This is a genomic window from Streptomyces sp. NPDC008092, from assembly GCF_042957285.1.
Classification (GTDB): Bacteria; Actinomycetota; Actinomycetes; order Streptomycetales; family Streptomycetaceae; genus Streptomyces.
In genome coordinates, this window is the sequence record NZ_JBIBHY010000024.1 from 32173 (window position 1) to 48859 (window position 16687).

General features: G+C 71.9%; 18 protein-coding genes. 10 read left to right on the top strand and 8 right to left on the bottom strand.

Going from position 1 to position 16687, the window contains the following annotated elements:
- Nucleotides 1-14: 14 nt before the first annotated feature.
- The 3 genes from ACFZB3_RS46385 to ACFZB3_RS46395 are packed head-to-tail and all read right to left on the bottom strand — an operon-like array spanning nt 15 to nt 1788.
- Nucleotides 15-509 (bottom strand): Rieske 2Fe-2S domain-containing protein, encoded by a 495-nt coding sequence (locus ACFZB3_RS46385; RefSeq protein ID WP_391389208.1) that lies wholly within the window; start codon nt 507-509, stop codon nt 15-17.
- On the bottom strand, nt 506-1090 hold the full coding sequence (locus ACFZB3_RS46390; RefSeq protein WP_391389210.1) for a DUF6529 family protein: 585 nt from the start codon (nt 1088-1090) through the stop codon (nt 506-508). Before ACFZB3_RS46390 ends, ACFZB3_RS46385 begins: the two co-directional genes overlap by 4 nt.
- A gap of 29 nt (nt 1091-1119) precedes the next feature.
- Nucleotides 1120-1788 (bottom strand): hypothetical protein, encoded by a 669-nt coding sequence (locus ACFZB3_RS46395; RefSeq protein ID WP_391389212.1) that lies wholly within the window; start codon nt 1786-1788, stop codon nt 1120-1122.
- Nucleotides 1789-1913: 125 nt separating this feature from the next.
- Here ACFZB3_RS46395 and ACFZB3_RS46400 point away from each other — a divergent pair, with 125 nt between their 5' ends.
- The 6 genes from ACFZB3_RS46400 to der all read left to right on the top strand — a co-directional run bounded on the left by ACFZB3_RS46400 (nt 1914) and on the right by der (nt 6650).
- The gene (locus ACFZB3_RS46400) at nt 1914-2087 is read left to right on the top strand and encodes a hypothetical protein (RefSeq protein ID WP_391389214.1); all 174 of its coding nucleotides are present in this window, start codon (nt 1914-1916) and stop codon (nt 2085-2087) included.
- Nucleotides 2088-2194: 107 nt separating this feature from the next.
- Nucleotides 2195-2557, top strand: a complete 363-nt coding sequence (gene aroH / locus ACFZB3_RS46405) for a chorismate mutase (RefSeq protein ID WP_391389216.1) — start codon at nt 2195-2197, stop codon at nt 2555-2557.
- Nucleotides 2554-3639: a prephenate dehydrogenase gene (locus tag ACFZB3_RS46410; RefSeq protein ID WP_391389218.1), complete on the top strand. Its 1086-nt coding sequence runs from the start codon at nt 2554-2556 to the stop codon at nt 3637-3639. Before aroH ends, ACFZB3_RS46410 begins: the two co-directional genes overlap by 4 nt.
- Nucleotides 3640-3735: 96 nt before the next feature.
- On the top strand, nt 3736-4422 hold the full coding sequence (gene cmk, locus ACFZB3_RS46415) for a (d)CMP kinase (RefSeq protein ID WP_391389220.1): 687 nt from the start codon (nt 3736-3738) through the stop codon (nt 4420-4422).
- Nucleotides 4380-5063 (top strand): 1-acyl-sn-glycerol-3-phosphate acyltransferase, encoded by a 684-nt coding sequence (locus ACFZB3_RS46420; protein ID WP_391389222.1) that lies wholly within the window; start codon nt 4380-4382, stop codon nt 5061-5063. The genes cmk and ACFZB3_RS46420 overlap by 43 nt, the downstream gene beginning before the upstream one ends.
- 102 nt (nt 5064-5165) lie before the next feature.
- Nucleotides 5166-6650 (top strand): ribosome biogenesis GTPase Der, encoded by a 1485-nt coding sequence (gene der, locus ACFZB3_RS46425; protein WP_391389224.1) that lies wholly within the window; start codon nt 5166-5168, stop codon nt 6648-6650.
- Between the two features lie 55 nt (nt 6651-6705).
- Here der and ACFZB3_RS46430 read toward each other — a convergent pair whose 3' ends face one another.
- Together ACFZB3_RS46430 and ACFZB3_RS46435 are read right to left on the bottom strand one after the other, a co-directional pair.
- Nucleotides 6706-7113, bottom strand: a complete 408-nt coding sequence (locus ACFZB3_RS46430; protein ID WP_391389225.1) for a hypothetical protein — start codon at nt 7111-7113, stop codon at nt 6706-6708.
- Between the two features lie 161 nt (nt 7114-7274).
- Entirely contained in the window at nt 7275-8060 is a 786-nt protein-coding gene (locus tag ACFZB3_RS46435) for a hypothetical protein (protein WP_391389227.1), read from the bottom strand.
- Between the two features lie 541 nt (nt 8061-8601).
- Between ACFZB3_RS46435 and ACFZB3_RS46440 the strand changes: the two genes are divergently transcribed.
- Nucleotides 8602-9306 carry a transglycosylase family protein gene (locus ACFZB3_RS46440; protein ID WP_391389229.1) on the top strand — a complete coding sequence of 235 codons (705 nt, stop codon included), beginning with the start codon at nt 8602-8604 and terminating at the stop codon, nt 9304-9306.
- Nucleotides 9307-9801: 495 nt separating this feature from the next.
- The gene (locus ACFZB3_RS46445; RefSeq protein WP_362594483.1) at nt 9802-10017 is read left to right on the top strand and encodes an I78 family peptidase inhibitor; all 216 of its coding nucleotides are present in this window, start codon (nt 9802-9804) and stop codon (nt 10015-10017) included.
- 105 nt (nt 10018-10122) lie between these two features.
- Here ACFZB3_RS46445 and ACFZB3_RS46450 read toward each other — a convergent pair whose 3' ends face one another.
- On the bottom strand, nt 10123-11142 hold the full coding sequence (locus tag ACFZB3_RS46450; protein WP_391389231.1) for a phosphatase PAP2 family protein: 1020 nt from the start codon (nt 11140-11142) through the stop codon (nt 10123-10125).
- A gap of 238 nt (nt 11143-11380) precedes the next feature.
- Nucleotides 11381-12682 (bottom strand): mannosyltransferase family protein, encoded by a 1302-nt coding sequence (locus ACFZB3_RS46455; protein WP_391389233.1) that lies wholly within the window; start codon nt 12680-12682, stop codon nt 11381-11383.
- 261 nt (nt 12683-12943) lie between these two features.
- On the opposite strand from ACFZB3_RS46455, the gene ACFZB3_RS46460 reads away from it, so the two are divergent.
- Nucleotides 12944-14560, top strand: coding sequence for an MFS transporter (locus ACFZB3_RS46460; protein WP_391389235.1), 1617 nt, complete (start codon nt 12944-12946; stop codon nt 14558-14560).
- 261 nt (nt 14561-14821) lie between these two features.
- A complete protein-coding gene (locus ACFZB3_RS46465; RefSeq protein WP_391389237.1) occupies nt 14822-16015 on the top strand; it encodes an acyl-CoA dehydrogenase family protein in 1194 nt (397 codons plus the stop codon).
- A 37-nt stretch (nt 16016-16052) separates the two neighbouring features.
- On the opposite strand, the gene ACFZB3_RS46470 is transcribed toward ACFZB3_RS46465, so the two are convergent.
- Complete coding sequence (locus ACFZB3_RS46470) at nt 16053-16493, bottom strand: cell division protein SepF (RefSeq protein WP_293991899.1); 441 nt, start codon at nt 16491-16493, stop codon at nt 16053-16055.
- Nucleotides 16494-16687: the final 194 nt, after the last annotated feature.

A 16687-nucleotide genomic window follows, 5' to 3' on the forward strand; every position in this document is an offset into this window, starting at 1 on the left:
GCGTACGTGGCCGGTCAGCCCATGGTGATCGAATTTCCGCTCACCGTGATCGTCTCCGCCGGCAGCGGCCTCGTCGCCGGGCCGTGCGCGACCGAGCCGTCGGCGATGTGGTACTTGCTGCCGTGGCAGGGGCAGTCGATGGTGCCGTCCGCCACCTTGTCCACGGTGCAGCCCATGTGGGTGCAGATCGCCGAGAAGGCCTTGAACTCGCCCGCCGTCGGCTGGGTCACCACGATCTTCTGGTCCTTGAAGATCGTGCCGCCGCCCTCGGGGATGTCACTCGTCTGTGCCAGCGCCTTCCCGGCGGCCGCGCTCGCCGACCCGGAGGCGGACGATCCGGCGGTGGGCGACGCGGAGGTAGCGGGGGAAGCGGGAGTCGCGGACGAGGCCGGCGTCTCGGACGAGCTGGAGGAGCCGTTGCCGTTGTTGTTGCCGCAGCCCACGCAGGTCGCGGCGAGCGCCGCGGTACCCGTCGTGAGCATGGTGCGTCGAGTGGAGCCGTCGGTCATGTCGTCACCCCGAACGTGCGGAAGAACCAGAATGCGGACGTCAGCCAGACGAGCGTGAGCACGGCGAACACCAGCCCACCGACGATCGGCAGCAGCCAGCCAGGGAGTCGCTCCCAGCGGAGCAGCAGCATCTTGGCACTGAAAACACCGAAGAAGAAGCAACCCAGGATGGAGTGCCACAAAACGCGTGTTTCGTACGTCTGATAGCCCAACGCGTACAGGCAGTGCACCGCCACGGGGACGGCGACCAGGAAGGCGATCCGCCCCGACCAGCGGTGCAGGCCCGAGGCCCAGCGCGGTCCCGGCAGCCTGCCGTACAGCATCAGCGCGGAGACCAGCTGGACGAGCGCGAAGAAGAGCGCGACCGAGGCGAGCCACGTCTTCCCTGCGAACGTGCTGCTGAAGGCGCCGAGGCCGAAGACGTGCCCGGTCGGGTGGTGGACCCTGCCGTACACGCCGAGGGCGACCGCGACCGCGCCGGCCACCAGGACGGGGACGAGATAGCGGACGGGGTGCGGGCCGCGGTGGTTCGGCTCCTGCGGCGGCCAGCTCTGGGTGGCGGCGTTCGGGTCGACGGTCATGGTCGGCTCCCTCGGGTCACGGCCGGATGTCAGGGAAGGACCGGGTTCGCCGTCAGCCGCCGGCCGTCCACCGTCACGGCGCCGGTCTCCGGGTCGATGCGGGGCGCGGACGACGGCGTGCCCTCGCGGTCGACGATGCCGACCTGGCGGCCGTCGGCGAGCACGATCCAGCCGCCGTCGACCTTCGCCCCGCGCACGGTCGCCGTGGCCCGGTACAGGCCCGACCCCTTGACGGCCTTCCGGGCGGTGAAGGCGTAGTGGCCGCCGTCCAGGTCGACGGCCCCGCGGACGCGGCTGCCGTCCTGCAGCGTGCCGTTCAACGCGGCGCCGTGGCTGCCGGTCAGCGTCATGCTGCCGTCGGGCCGCACCCGGCCCCTGAGCCAGGACTCCTTGCTGCGCCCGTCGCAGAAGTACGCGATCGCCCTCCCGTCGCGGACCGAGACGGCGACGGAGGACGAGTCGTCGTCGGTACGGCCGGCGTAGGAGGCGTCGGCGATCTTCGACGGCGACGGCGACGGCGACTGTGACGGGGCCGTCGGGGCCGGGGACGCCGTGCTGCTCGTCGGCGTCGGACTCGGCGGCTTCTCCTGGTACGACGACGAGGCGCGACTCGTCCCCGCCGTCGCGTCGAGCGCCAGCGTGAGCAGGCCGAGCAGCAGACCCGCGAGCAGGGTCAGCAACGGACCAGGGCGTTTCATGGCGGACCTCCCCCGAGGCGGGTCTGCCTGTCATCAGAGCGGACCGGCGGGCCCGGCGTAAAGAGGCGCACGGGTGTGTTTCACCCCAAGTAGCGGAATTGGTTCATACGCGTGACATTGGGGCCATGGCAGGCAATGACCTTGAAAACATACTCGGCAGCCTCCTCGGCGACGATGCCGAGGGCGCCGGGATGCTGACCACGCTGATCAGCGCGATGAGCCACGGCCAGGACGGCGGCTCGCTCGGCGGGCTCCTGGAGACGCTCGCGAAGTCCGTCCGGACCGCCCGGCAGGAGTAGAACAGGACCGGAAGCCGTCTCAGCGGGCGGGCGCGGCGCACGGGCCCGCCCGCGGTCTGACTAGGCTGGACGGACCAAGACGCCGACGTCAGAACAGGAGCAGCGCCGTGGCGGTACGAGCGGTCCGGGGGGCCGTCCAGCTGGAGCGGGACGAAGCCGGCCACATGGACGAGCAGGTCGGAGCGCTGCTCACGGCCATCCTGGAGCGGAACGGCCTGACCGCGGACGACCTGATCAGCATCTGGTTCACGGCCACCCCCGACCTGCACAGCGACTTCCCGGCGGCCGCCGCGCGCAAGCTCGGCATCGTCGACGTACCGCTGATCTGCGCCCAGGAGCTGGACATCGAGGGCGCCATGCCCCGGGTCGTCCGGATACTGGCGCACATCGAGTCCGACCGGCCGCGCGCCGACATCAGCCACGTCTACCTCGGTGCCGCGGCCGCCCTGCGCAAGGACATCGCCCAGTGAGGACCGCGCTCGTCATCGGCACCGGTCTCATCGGCACCTCCGCCGCGCTCGCCCTCGCCCAGCGGGGTGTCGTCGTCCACCTCGCCGACCACGACCCCGAGCAGGCCCGCACCGCGGCCGCGCTCGGCGCCGGCACCGACGAGGCGCCCGAGGGCCGGGTCGACCTGGCCCTGGTCGCCGCCCCGCCCGCCCATGTCGCCGCCGTCCTCGCGGACGCGATGAGCAGGGGCGTGGCCCGCGGCTACGCCGACGTGGCCAGTGTCAAGGGCAGCCCGCGCCGGGAGCTGGAGGAGCGCGGCCTGGACCTGTCCGCGTACATCGGCACGCACCCCATGTCCGGCCGGGAGAAGTCCGGGCCGCTGGCGGCCACCGCCGACCTCTTCGAGGGCCGGCCCTGGGTGCTCACCCCGACCCGGGACACCGACACCGAGGTGCTGAACCTCGCCCTGGAGCTGGTCTCGCACTGCCGGGCCCTGCCGGTGGTCATGGACGCCGACGCCCACGACCGCGCGGTGGCCCTGGTCTCCCACATGCCCCACCTGGTCTCCAGCATGGTCGCGGCCCGCCTGGAGCACGCCGACGAGTCGGCCGTACGGCTGTGCGGACAGGGCATACGCGACGTCACCCGGATCGCCGCCTCCGACCCCCGGATGTGGATCGACATCCTGTCCGCTAACCCCGGCCCGGTCGCCGACCTGCTCTCCGACGTCTCCGCCGACCTCGACGAGACCGTCCGTGCCCTGCGTGCCCTGCAGTCCTCGGACGAGGAGAAGCGGCGCGAGGGCGGCGCGGGCATCGAGGACATGCTGCGCCGCGGCAACGCCGGCCAGGTGCGGGTGCCCGGCAAGCACGGCTCGGCGCCGCGGGTGTACGAGGTCGTGGCGGTGCTCATCGACGACCAGCCCGGCCAGCTGGCCCGGATCTTCGCCGACGCCGGGGCGGCCGGCGTCAACATCGAGGACGTGCGGATCGAGCACGCGACCGGTCAGCAGGCCGGACACGTCCAGCTCTGGGTGGAGCCGAAGGCCGTGCCCGTGCTCACGTCGGCGCTGCGGGACCGGGGCTGGGCGCTGCGGCAGTAGCGCTGGGAAGGGCGGTCCCGGGGGCCGGTAACCTTGTGCGGGGCGCACCGCCGCCCGCACACCACCCACCACCCTGCACCCGGAAGGTGTCCCCCCGTGGAAAACGGCGCCGTAAAGCCCGTGATTGTCGCGATCGACGGCCCCTCGGGCACCGGCAAGTCGAGCACGTCCAAGGCCGTGGCCGAGCAGCTCGGCCTCAGCTACCTGGACACCGGCGCCCAGTACCGGGCGATCACCTGGTGGATGGTGAACAGCGGCATCGACCTCACCGACCCGACCGCGATCGCCGCGGTGGCCGGCAAGCCGGAGATCGTCTCGGGGACCGACCCGGTCAAGCCGACGATCACCGTCGACGGCGTGGACGTCTCCGGCCCGATCCGCACCGAGGAGGTCACCTCCAAGGTCAGCGCGGTCAGCGCGGTGCCGGAGGTGCGCACCAGGATCAGCGAGCTGCAGCGGTCGCTGGCCCGCGCCGCCGCGGACGGCATCGTCGTCGAGGGCCGGGACATCGGCACCACCGTGCTGCCCGACGCCGACCTGAAGGTCTTCCTCACCGCCTCCCCGGAGGCCCGCGCGGCCCGCCGCAGCGGCGAGCTGAAGGGCGCCGACGTCAACGCCACCCGCGAGGCCCTGGTCAAGCGGGACGCGGCCGACTCCTCCCGCAAGACCTCGCCGCTCGCCAAGGCCGGCGACGCCGTCGAGGTGGACACCACCGAGCTGACGCTGGCCCAGGTCATCGAGTGCGTCGTCACCCTCGTCGAGGAGAAGCGGGCCGGGAAGTGAGCCTTCCGTCGCAGCGCGGCGCCGAGACCGGGCGCCGCATCGGGGTCGGCCTGATGTACGGGCTGTGGAAGCCGCGCGTGCTCGGCGCCTGGAAGGTGCCCGCGCAGGGTCCGGCGATCCTCGCCGTGAACCACTCCCACAACATCGACGGCCCGATGGTCATGGGCGTGGCGCCCCGGCCGACGCACTTCCTCATCAAGAAGGAGGCGTTCGTCGGGCCGCTCGACCCGTTCCTGACCCGGATCGGACAGCTGAAGGTGGACCGCCAGTCCACCGACCGCACGGCGGTCACCCGGGCGCTCGGCGTCCTGGAGGCCGGGGGAGTGCTCGGCATATTCCCCGAGGGCAGCCGCGGCGACGGCGACTTCGCCGCGCTCCGCGCGGGCCTCGCCTACTTCGCGGTCCGCTCCGGGGCACCGATCGTCCCGGTGGCCGTGCTGGGAAGCTCGGAGCGGCGCGGACGGCTGGTGAAGGGACTGCCCCCGCTGCGCTCCCGCGTCGACGTCGTCTTCGGCGACCCCTTCGAGGCGGGCGACGGCACCGGCCGGCGCACCCGCAAGGCCCTGGACGAGGCCACCGAGCGCATCCAGAAGCAGCTCGCCGGCCACCTGGAAAACGCCAGGCGTCTGACCGGACGCTAGGCGACACTAAGTAGTGGATCAGCCGATATGGGAGCCCGTGCCGGGAGCCCACAAGGGGTGCGATCCACCGATCACCACGATGAACGACGAGGTACGGACTTCATGAACGACCACATCCAGCCCGGCGACTCGGCTGAGCACGAGTACGACCACGGGGCGCTCGGTGACACCGAGTACGCGGAGTTCATGGAGCTCGCCGCCGAAGAGGGCTTCGACATCGAGGACGTCGAGGGCGCCATCGAGGCGGCCGGGCACGGCCCGCTGCCCGTCCTCGCCGTCGTCGGCCGCCCCAACGTCGGCAAGTCGACTCTGGTCAACCGCATCATCGGCCGCCGCGAGGCCGTCGTCGAGGACAAGCCCGGGGTCACCCGGGACCGCGTGACCTACGAGGCCGAGTGGGCGGGCCGCCGCTTCAAGGTCGTCGACACCGGCGGCTGGGAGCAGGACGTCCTCGGCATCGACGCCTCCGTGGCGGCCCAGGCCGAGTACGCGATCGAGGCGGCCGACGCGGTCGTCTTCGTCGTCGACGCCAAGGTCGGCGCGACCGACACCGACGAGGCGGTCGTACGCCTGCTGCGCAAGGCCGGCAAGCCCGTCGTGCTGGCCGCCAACAAGGTCGACGGCCCCAGCGGCGAGGCCGACGCGGCCTACCTCTGGTCCCTCGGCCTCGGCGAGCCGCACCCGGTCTCCGCCCTGCACGGCCGCGGTACCGGCGACATGCTGGACGCCGTCCTGGAGGCGCTGCCCGAGGCGCCCGAGCAGACCTTCGGCGGCCCCGGCGTCGGCGGCCCCCGCCGGATCGCCCTCATCGGCCGCCCGAACGTCGGCAAGTCCTCCCTCCTCAACAAGGTGGCGGGCGAGGAGCGCGTCGTCGTCAACGAGATCGCCGGCACCACCCGCGACCCGGTCGACGAGCTGATCGAACTCGGCGGCATCACCTGGAAGTTCGTCGACACCGCGGGCATCCGCAAGCGCGTCCACCTCCAGCAGGGCGCCGACTACTACGCCTCGCTGCGCACCGCGGCCGCCGTCGAGAAGGCCGAGCTCGCGGTGATCCTGCTCGACGCCTCCGAGAACATCTCCGTGCAGGACCAGCGGATCGTCACCATGGCCGTCGAGGCGGGCCGTGCGGTCGTCCTCGCCTTCAACAAGTGGGACACCCTCGACGAGGAGCGCCGCTACTACCTGGAGCGCGAGATCGAGACCGAGCTCGGCCAGGTCGCCTGGGCGCCCCGGGTCAACGTCTCGGCCCGCACCGGCCGGCACATGGAGAAGCTGGTCCCCGCGATCGAGACCGCGCTGGCCGGCTGGGAGACCCGCGTCCCCACCGGCCGCCTCAACGCCTTCCTCGGCGAGCTGGTCTCGGCCCACCCGCACCCGGTCCGGGGCGGCAAGCAGCCGCGCATCCTGTTCGGCACCCAGGCCGGCACCAAGCCGCCGCGGTTCGTCCTGTTCGCCTCCGGCTTCATCGAGGCCGGCTACCGCCGCTTCATCGAGCGCCGGCTGCGCGAGGAGTTCGGCTTCGAGGGCACGCCGATCCATATCTCCGTGCGGGTGCGCGAGAAGCGCGGCGCGAAGAAGAAGTAGGGACACAGGGGAGAGGGGCGGTCACCGAACCAGGTGACCGCCCCTCTCCCCTGTGTCACATCCCCCGGCGCGGAGCCGGCGGAAGCGCCACCGGCACGGGCCCCATCCCGTTCTCCTGGGCCCGCCCGAGCGTCCCGATCCGCTGCCACTGCGGCGGCTGGGGCTGCCCGCTGCCGGTCCGGGCGCTGTAGGCACCCGCGCTGTACGCGCTGTACGAGCTCCCTCCGTACGACCCCAGACCATGGGTGCCGGTACTGAACGGGGCGCTCCCGAAGGCGACGAACCCCAGCGACTCCTCACCGCTGCGGTCACCCGGCAGCGTACGGAAGGCCTTGACCCACTCCGCGTAGAGCGAGTCGTAGATCGGCGTGGCCGAGAGCCCGCCCGGGGCCTCCTGAGCCACCCGGGCAGCGGGAACGGTGGAGAAGGACGGCCGGTGGGGCGGAAGGTCGTATGCGTGCACGTATGTCCAAACGACCAGGTCTTCAAAGAGATGCGGCCCTCAGGCGCCCCTCTAGGGGCGCTGGGGGTACCCCCGGCCGAAGGCTGGGGGAGGAACTGCGCGACCAGCCACGGACGACCCGCAGCCGCTCACGCACGGCAGCTCCCCCCTGTGGGCGCCCCTCAGACCCCCGCGAGCGGCAGCGCCGCAGCCACCAGCTTCCCGTTCGCCGCGGCCTTGTCGATCGCGTCGCGCAGCAGATCCTCCCGGGGCTGCCGCCCGATCGACCCCACCGGTGCCGCGAACATCAGCACCTGCTGGTGCTTGTTGGCGGCCGCCCGCCACCCGTCGGTGACCTGCAGCGGCTGATGCGCCTGCCACCACGCCACCGGCTGCCCGCCCGTGGGACCGGGCTGCAGCACCGCGTGCAGCTGGCCCACCGCCAGCAGCACCGACCACCCGTGCAGCACCGGCGGCACCGCGGTCAGCTCCGGCACCGGCATGAAGCCCTGCTCGATGAGGAGCGGCAGGAAGTCGTCGCCCACCCCGTCCGTGCCGGGCCGCACGATCGGCGAGGTCGGCTCCACGACCAGCGCGGGGTGCAGCTCCCCGGCGATCAGCACGAGTCCGCTGGTCACCCCGAGCACCGCCTGCTCGGGCACGGACTTCCGCGGCCCGCCGCCGGGCGCGCTGTCGCCGCTGATGGAGCGGACCGCGCCCTGCAGCTGCTCCTCGGTGACCTGGACGACCTGCGAGGGCAGGCAGGTGGCGTGGGCGAAGGCGAGGACGGCGGTCTCGTCGCCGATGAACAGGACGGTGCTGGTGCGCTCCTGTTCGGAGTCGCCCGGGGTGCGGCAGGACGTGCAGTCGTAACTGCCGGGGGCGTTGTCTCCGGCGAGCAGCCGGTCGGCTTCTTCGTCGCCGATCTCGGCTCGTACCTCGTCGCTGACGTCGAGCATGCGCGGCACGGTGGCTCCCTCGGGATGCGGTGCATGAAGGCCCGGGTGGCTCCCGGTCCGTGAGCCCCCGGGGTCGCGGGCTCATGAAGAAGACAACGGGCGATCTGTGGTGGGGGTCACGCATCGGGGGGATCGGGATCGAACCATCCGCTGCACAGGGTCACTCGTCGTGCGGAATCCGGCACTCCCCGTCAACTCTTCGCAAGCCAAAGGAGTTTGACGCGGTGAAGTGAATCACAGATTCGTCGAACCCGTGGTCGACAAATCACGAAATCCGGGAATGTAGTGGGTGGCTGGAAATCGCCGCTACCCACGGTAACATCGAACTGGCCTGGCCCGACAGTGAGTTGGTTGATTTCGGGCGTTCCCGATCTCTAGATTCCTCCGCCGTGTGCAGCGAGCACCGCTCGGGTACGTCCGCCGGCCGGCACCAGGCAGAGCACCACCGCAGTACCGGCCGCCGCGGACGGGGCGAGCGCGAGGAACCGCGTCCATTGCGCGGGGACCGCGTCCCGCCTGGGGGACCCCGGGTATGTGGAGAGGGAAATACATGTCCGAGTGTGCCGATACCACCCGTGAGACCGCCGCGAACAAGAACGGTTCCCGCAGGGGCCGTACGACGGCCGCCCTGGCCGGAGCGGCGCTGCTCGCCCCGCTGGGCCTGCTGGCGGCCACCGGCAGCGCCGCGGCGGCGGACAACGGAGTGTGGGACCGCATCGCCCAGTGCGAGAGCGGCGGCAACTGGCACATCAACACCGGCAACGGCTACTACGGCGGACTCCAGTTCTCCGCCTCCACCTGGCGCGCGTACGGCGGCACCGCCTACGCGGCGACGGCCGACCAGGCCTCCAGGGAAGCGCAGATCGCCGTCGCCACCAAGGTCCAGCACGCCCAGGGCTGGGGCGCCTGGCCGGTCTGCTCGGGGCGGGCCGGGGCGACCGGCTCGGCACCGGAGAGCGCCTCGGTGACCACGAAGAGCAGCACGGAGTCGGCGACGAGGTCGTCGAAGTCCTCGAAGTCGTCGGGCACGTCGACGACCCGGAAGTCGGCCCCCGCGGCGAAGACGCCGCAGCGCTCGACGGCCGGCACCGGCCGCACCTCGGCCGAGGGCGACTACACCGTCCGCGAGGGCGACACCCTGAGCGAGATCGCCGAGCGGCACGGCACCACCTGGCAGCGCCTCTACGCCGCCAACAGGGCCGTCATCGGCGGCGACCCGAACCTGATCGTGCCCGGGCAGCGCCTCGCGCTCTGACGCGCACCCCTGCCCCGCACCGCCCTGCCCCGCCCGGTCCGACCGGGCGGGGCCCGGTGCGTTTCGTGGGGACATGTACATGCTCCGAATGAGGGACGCACACCCGTATGCGAGGGCGATTCATGTGCCGACGGCGCGCTCCGAGTTCACGTTGCCGCAACCTCGGTCCTACCCGCGCGGTACGGGGGTTCTGTGCCGAACCGGTGAATCTCTTATGCGGTGTCAGCTTCGGCGCGTCCCGCCGGAATCGGAATGGAATGCAGGCGCCGGAGTGTCCCGGATCCTGGCCTCCGCTTCTTTCCGGCGGCTTTTCGGAAGACCCTACCGGCATCGGGGAATTGCGCTCGAATGCGCCAGGAAGGCGCATGGAACCGCTCGTACGTGTGACGGAGTTCGACCGAAACGCGTGTCGTGATTCTGTGACAGAAGCGTGACCGGGGGCGGACGCGGGACTTCGGCTTCCGTCTCCGCCGGAAGCGGCCTAGCGTGGGCCGCATGGCACCGGACACCGCTCCGCCGACGGAGCCCCAGGACAGCCCGCAAGGGTACGTAGGCCGCGACGCGGGCGACGCGGAACGGCTCGCCCGGCAGCGCGGGTGGACCACGGTGCGCTCGCTGCCGCCGGGCGCGATCATCACCATGGAGTACCGCACGGGGCGGCTCAACTTCGAGGTACGGGACGGCGTCGTGGCGCGCGCCTGGAAGGGCTGACCGTACGACGGCGAAGGCCCCGGTTCCCGCAGTGGGGAACCGGGGCCTTCGCCCTGCCGGGGCCGGCTGTGCGTACCGGGGCCCGCCGTCGCGTCCGTACGGCCGTCAGCCGCCCGTCAGCGGGCGGGCCGCCTGGGCGCCGGTGCCGCGCGGCTGCCGTTCGGGGTGCTGCGGGCGGCGGCTGCCCGCCGGGGTCACCGGGGTGCGCTCCGAGCGGGCCGTGTGCGGGCCGGGCGCCAGGTGGATCGGGGCCCTGGGCGGGCGGGACAGGGAGACCGGCTCGCGTTCCGGCGCGGCCTGTTCGACGGGCGCCGGGCGCGGCTTGAGGACCACGGGCACCGGGACGGGCGCGGGCACCGTGCTGCCGCCGCGGGCGCGCCAGCGGTCGCGCAGGTCGAAGAGCCAGGTCTCGGCGCGGGCGATGAACGGCTCGCACCAGGGCAGCGCCAGCAGGATCAGCAGCCCCGCCGCCCAGCCCAGCAACACGTCGCTCAGCCAGTGCGTACCGAGGTAGACGGTGGACATGCCGACGCCGAGGGAGGTGACCGCCGAGGCGGCGGAGAGCCAGCGGCGGGCTCTCGGGGTGGAGGCCAGATATGCCAGAATTCCCCAGGTCACCACCGCGTTGGCGGTGTGTCCGCTGGGGAATATATCGCCGCCCAGGCCCATCTCGTTCGAGCCGATGACGGTCGCGTAGTGCGGTCCGAGGCGCCCCATGCCGAGCTTGGCGGCGCCGACCGTGATGTTGAGGAGCAGCAGGGAGGCACCGAGCGTGAGCAGCGGGCGCAGGGTGTGCTGCCGCCATGAACGCCAGCCCAGCCAGGCGGCGACCATCACGGCGGTCGGGCCGCGCTGGCCGAGGACCACGTAGTAGTCGACGAACCAGTGGATTCCCGACCACTGCTGGTACGGCCGGAAGAACATGACCTGCCAGTCGAGCCGGACCAGCCAGGACGTGATCACGACGGCCCACACGATCGCCAGGTAGAAGGCGAGGGTCGCGGTGAACAACACGACCCGGTGCCGGCTCATCTTCGGCACATCAATGTGGGCCGGCCGTTCCGGCTCACGGTCCAGCCTGGCGAACACCCGGTCCAGACGGGTGAGGTTTCGTTCGGTACGCACCCAATCGACGTTACAGCGAGTGAGCTCTGTTCCCGGTCGAAACTGCGGCTTTGTGATGACGATGTGATGTGGGAAACCTCTCAGGAGGTCTCCGAATTCTAAGGATTCCGTAATCCTCGGCGGGTCCGCCCTTCAATTCCTTTGATCATGCCGGGTCGCCGTTTTATGGCACTTATGAATTCGTTAACCAAAGCATGGGGTGGAATTCTCCGGCCGCTCACCGAGGATGCCGAAACGATCATGGAGGTCCGGAGCCGTTCAGCCAGAACGCGCCATAGACCGCCGAGGCCACCGCCACACCCGCCGTGACCAGCGCCGATCTGCCGGCGCGCAGCCGGGCGAGGGCCCGGGCGAGCGGCAGCAGCACCGGGAAGGCCGGCATCAGCAGCCGCGGCTTGGACCCGAAGTAGCTCGACGCGCACAGCGCGAGCGCGAGGACGACACCCGTGTAGACCAGCAGGGGGAGCGGCTGCCGCTGGCGGACGCCGGTCACGTAGAGCCACAGCAGCAGGCCGACGCCGAGGATCAAACCCGCTCCGGCGAGAGCGGACGGAAATGACGTGAACTTGTCGGCCACGAAGCGTGCGAACGCATAGCCGCCGTCGAAGCCGTTACGCCAGCCCGCCTGGACGTCCAGGTAGCCGAGCGGGCCGCGGCCGGTGCGGTGCCCGACCCACAGGACATAGGCGGCGGCGCCGAGGGGGGCGAGGAGCATGCCGAGGACGCGGCGCCAGGCAGGGGCGTCAGGGGCGGTGGCGTGGGGGGCGCGTGCTGCGTATGGCGCGCCGGTCGCCTGCGGAGCGCGCCGGGCGCGGGCGGCGCTGGGCGTCTCGGGGGCGCGTTCGCCGGGAAGCGCGCCGTCCGGCTGATCAGTACCACCGTCCTGCACGCCCCTGCCTCGATCCCGCACGAACGAGACCACGCCCGCCGTCCACACCGCCGCCACCACGGCGAGCCCCACCGGCCGGGTCAGCCCCGCCAGCGCGGCCAGTGCCCCGGCGGTCACCCAGCGGCCGGTCAGCACGGCGTACAGCGACCACGCGGCCAGCGCCGTGAACAACGACTCGCTGTACGCCATCGACTGCACGATCCCGACGGGCAGCACGGCCCACACCAGCACGGCGCAGACCCCCACCCGCCGGCCGTACACGAGGTCCGTGACTGCGAAGATCCCCCAGGCCGCGGCGAGCGAGGCGAGCAGGCTCACCGTGAAGCCGGCGTCGGCGTACGACAGCGGCGCGAGCGCGTGCAACAGGCGCTCCAGCCAGGGCAGCAGCGGGAAGAAGGCCAGGTTGGAGTGGACGTCGCCGTTCGGCAGCCGCACCTGGTAGCCGTAGCCCAGTTCGGCGACCCGCGTGTACCACAGCGAGTCCCAGCGCGCCGTCAACAAGGTGTACGCGCTCCTGCCGCGTGCCGCGCTCCACCCGGCCAGCACGGCCAGGCCGAGGGCGCGTACGGCCGCGTACCCGAGCAGGGCAGGCGCCGCCCGGCGCAGGGCGGGGGCGCGCGGTGCCGCCACGGGCGTTTCAAGATCGGTCACGGGCTCGATTATCGACGGGCCGCGGAACCGCCGGGTTCACGCGGGCGTGGTGCGGAGCGGGGGCCAGTGGCGTACGCCACATGAGTTCTCCGGAGCGTGTGAGAGGTCCGCCACGTGCCCCCGCAACGAACTCGCGTACGCTGACATGTCACTCGCGTTCGTATGCGCGGGCCGGAGACCCCGCTCCTCTCCGGCCGTACGACGGGGAGTCCCCACCCCGCCGCTCCGCCGCACGCGAGGGACCATCTGGGAGGTACGTACATGTCCGGGACGACCACGGCCGCCGTACGACCGCGCCGTCGTGCGGTGTCCGGGGCCGGTGCCGGTGCCAACCGGTGGGTCGTCCTCGTCGTCCTCTGCGTCAGCCTGCTGCTGGTCGCCCTCGACGCGACCGTGCTGCACGTCGCCGTGCCCGCCGTCACCGAGGACCTCAAGCCCGGTGCGATGGAGCTGCTCTGGATCGTCGACGTCTACCCGCTGGTCTGCGCCTCGCTGCTGATCCTGTTCGGCACGCTCGGCGACCGGGTGGGCCGGCGGCGGGTCCTGCTCCTCGGCTACACCCTGTTCGGCATCGCCTCCGCGGCCGCCGCCCTCGCGCCGAGCGCCGCGGCGCTGATCGGGGCCCGGGCACTGCTCGGCGTCGGCGGCGCGATGATCATGCCGGCCACCCTCTCCATCCTCCGGCAGGTCTTCCCCGACCGCCGTGAACGGGCCCTCGCCATCGGCATCTGGAGCGCGGTGGCGGCGGTCGGCGCGGCCGTCGGCCCCCTCCTCGGCGGCTTCCTCCTCGAACACTTCTGGTGGGGCTCGGTCTTCCTGGTCAACATCCCGCTGATGCTGGTCAGCCTTCCCGTGGGGCGTCTCCTCCTCCCCGAGTCCCGCGGCGACCGCGACGGCCCCTGGGACGTGGTCGGCGCGCTGATGGCGGCGGTCGGCCTGTTCGGCGTGGTGTTCGCGGTGAAGCGCCTCGGCGGCGGCGAACCGGCGGGCAGCGCGCTGACGGTGGCACCGCTGCTGCTGGGCGCGCTGCTGCTGGTCCTCTTCGTACGACGGCAACGGCGGCGGGCGTTCCCGCTGGTGGACCTGAAGATGTTCGCGCGGCCGGCGTTCAGCACGGCGGTCGGCTGCATCGTGCTCGCGATGCTGGCGCTGGTGGGCCTCGAACTCATCGCCGCGCAGTACCTGCAACTGGTGCTGGGCCTGTCCCCGTTGCAGACCGGGCTGCGACTGCTGCCGCTGACGCTCGCGGCGATGGCGGCGGGGCTGGCCGGGGCGCGGATGCTGCGGCGCTTCGGGCCGCGCCGGATGGTGTGCTTCGGCTTCTGCCTGACCGCGGCGGCGGTGCTCACGCTGACGGCGATGGGCGGGACCGACAACGCGGGCCTGCTGCTCGTCGGCTTCCTGCTGCTCGGCTTCGGTCTGGAGACCACGCTCTTCGGGGCGTACGAGTCGATGCTGAGCGAGGCGCCGGCGGCGCAGGCCGGCGGGGCGGCGGCGGTCGGCGAGACCTCGTACCAGCTGGGCGCCGGGATCGGGATCGCGCTCCTCGGCAGCGTGATGAACGCGGCGTACGCGCCGGGGCTGGCCGACGTGCCGGGCGTACCGGCGTCGGCGTCCGCGTCGGCGGGGCACTCACTGGGTGAGGCGTACGCGGTCGCCGGGCGGCTGGGCGGGGCGGCGGGGTCGGCGTTGCGGCGGGCGGCGCGGGACTCCTTCGTGCACGGTCTGCATGTGACGTTGCTGGTGAGTGCGGGGCTGCTGTTGCTGGGGGCCGTGATGGCACTGCGGCTGCCGCGCGCCATGCACTGCGAGGAGGAGACGGCCGCGGTCGACCTCCCCGCCCCTCGCGAACCCCAACGCCCGCGCGTCTCGGCGTAGCCGCCGACGCGCGGTGACCGCTGCGCCGTCGGCGGCTGCGGGCCAGAGCCTTGCCCACCCGCGCACCGCCCGTGCGGGGTGGGGGAGTGGTTGGGCGACCTGCGGGGGTGCTGTGGCGTTGGCGGGTGCGGGTTGGAGCTTCGCCTTACCCCGCACCGCCCGTGCGGGGTAAAGGGAGAGGCTGGGCGACCTGTGGGGGTGGTGCGTGGGTGGGGGAGCAGGGAGACTGTAACTAGCGCTGCTAGTTTTGGGAGGGTTCTGATGTCCGCGTCCGTGAAGTTGCCGCCGTTCGATGCCGGTGATCCGCTCGGGATCGACGATCTTCTGGAGCCGGAGGATCTCGCCGTACGGGAGACCGTGCGGAGCTGGGCGGCGGACCGGGTGCTGCCGTTCGTCGCCGAGTGGTACGAGAGCGGGGAGCTGCCCGGCATCAGGGAACTCGCCAAGGAGCTCGGGTCGATCGGGGCGCTCGGGATGTCGCTCAGCGGGTACGGGTGCGCCGGGGCCTCCGCCGTGCAGTACGGGCTGGCCTGCCTGGAGCTGGAGGCCGCCGACTCCGGGATCCGGTCCCTCGTGTCCGTGCAGGGGTCGCTCGCCATGTACGCGATCCACCGGTTCGGGAGCGAGGAGCAGAAGCAGCGGTGGCTGCCGGCCATGGCCGCCGGTGACGTCATCGGGTGCTTCGGGCTCACCGAGCCTGATCACGGGTCCGACCCGGCCGCCATGCGGACGCACGCCCGGCGGGACGCCGGTGGCGACTGGGTGCTGAGCGGGCGGAAGATGTGGATCACCAACGGGTCGGTGGCGGGCGTCGCCGTCGTGTGGGCGCAGACGGAGAACGGGATCCGGGGGTTCGTCGTGCCCACCGGCACGCCGGGGTTCTCGGCGCCCGAGATCAGGCACAAGTGGTCGCTGCGGGCGAGTGTCACCAGTGAGCTGGTGATGGACGACGTGCGGCTGCCCGCCGATGCCGTGCTGCCCGAGGTCACCGGGCTCAAGGGGCCGCTCAGCTGTCTGTCGCACGCCCGGTACGGGATCGTGTGGGGCGCCATGGGCGCGGCCCGCACCTGCTTCGAGACCGCCGTCGACTACGCGAAGTCGCGGGAGCAGTTCGGTCGGCCCATCGGCGGCTTCCAGCTCACCCAGGCCAAACTCGCCGACATGGCGGTCGAACTGCACAAGGGGATCCTGCTCGCCCATCACCTGGGGCGGCGGATGGATGCCGGTCGCCTGCGTCCCGAGCAGGTCAGCTTCGGCAAGCTCAACAACGTACGGGAGGCGATCGAGATCTGCCGTACGGCGCGGACGATCCTCGGGGCGAACGGGATCTCGCTGGAGTACCCCGTGATGCGGCACGCGACGAACCTGGAGTCGGTGCTCACCTACGAGGGCACCGTCGAGATGCACCAGCTGGTGCTGGGCAAGGCACTCACCGGGCTCGACGCCTTCCGGTGAACCCCGCGCGGGGGCAGGGCCGGTGAGCGGCCCTGCCTCAGCTCTGGTTGAAGAAGCCGTCCTCCCGGCGCCTGGCCGGCTCACCGCTGACGATCTCGGTGTTCGCGGGGGTCAGCAGGAAGACCCGGTTGGCGACCCGCTCGATGGTGCCGCGCAGGCCGAAGGTCAGCCCGGCCGCGAAGTCGACCACGCGCTTGGCGTCGCCCGGCTCCATGGCCGTGAGGTTCACGATGACCGGCACGCCCTCGCGGAACAGCTCGCCGATCGCGCGGGCGTCCCGGAAGCTGTCCGGGGTGACCGTGCCGATCCGGCGGCCCTTCTCCTCGGCGGTGTCCGTGGCCACCTTGACCCGGGGGTCGGTGACCCAGGCATCCCCGGGCTGCTCGGTCCCTTCGGAGTAGTCGTCGTCGTAGTAGCGCTCGTCATCGTTGTCGTCGACGAGGCCAAGCCAGGCACTCGCCTTGCGTACCGATCCCATGGACGCCTCCTCTCACAGCGGTCTTTCTTGCTTCCGCATCCCTATGGTCGTCCATGATGCGGATGTCGCGCCAAGTGGATAGACGCCGCACGGGGGGTTTGTGACGGTACTGGTGCAGAGCCAAAACGTCGAGAGCCCAGGTACCCCAAGGGCGGTAGCTCACACGGCTGCTGACTGAGAGTGAAATATGATTG

Bases quoted from the DNA above. Each gene is read 5' to 3' on its own strand.
- ACFZB3_RS46385 (WP_391389208.1), bottom strand. From the start codon at position 509: ATGACCGACGGCTCCACTCGACGCACCATGCTCACGACGGGTACCGCG.
- ACFZB3_RS46390 (WP_391389210.1), bottom strand. From the start codon at position 1,090: ATGACCGTCGACCCGAACGCCGCCACCCAGAGCTGGCCGCCGCAGGAG.
- ACFZB3_RS46395 (WP_391389212.1), bottom strand. From the start codon at position 1,788: ATGAAACGCCCTGGTCCGTTGCTGACCCTGCTCGCGGGTCTGCTGCTC.
- ACFZB3_RS46400 (WP_391389214.1), top strand. From the start codon at position 1,914: ATGGCAGGCAATGACCTTGAAAACATACTCGGCAGCCTCCTCGGCGAC.
- der (WP_391389224.1), top strand. From the start codon at position 5,166: ATGAACGACCACATCCAGCCCGGCGACTCGGCTGAGCACGAGTACGAC.
- ACFZB3_RS46440 (WP_391389229.1), top strand. From the start codon at position 8,602: ATGTCCGAGTGTGCCGATACCACCCGTGAGACCGCCGCGAACAAGAAC.
- ACFZB3_RS46445 (WP_362594483.1), top strand. From the start codon at position 9,802: ATGGCACCGGACACCGCTCCGCCGACGGAGCCCCAGGACAGCCCGCAA.
- ACFZB3_RS46460 (WP_391389235.1), top strand. From the start codon at position 12,944: ATGTCCGGGACGACCACGGCCGCCGTACGACCGCGCCGTCGTGCGGTG.
- ACFZB3_RS46465 (WP_391389237.1), top strand. From the start codon at position 14,822: ATGTCCGCGTCCGTGAAGTTGCCGCCGTTCGATGCCGGTGATCCGCTC.
- ACFZB3_RS46470 (WP_293991899.1), bottom strand. From the start codon at position 16,493: ATGGGATCGGTACGCAAGGCGAGTGCCTGGCTTGGCCTCGTCGACGAC.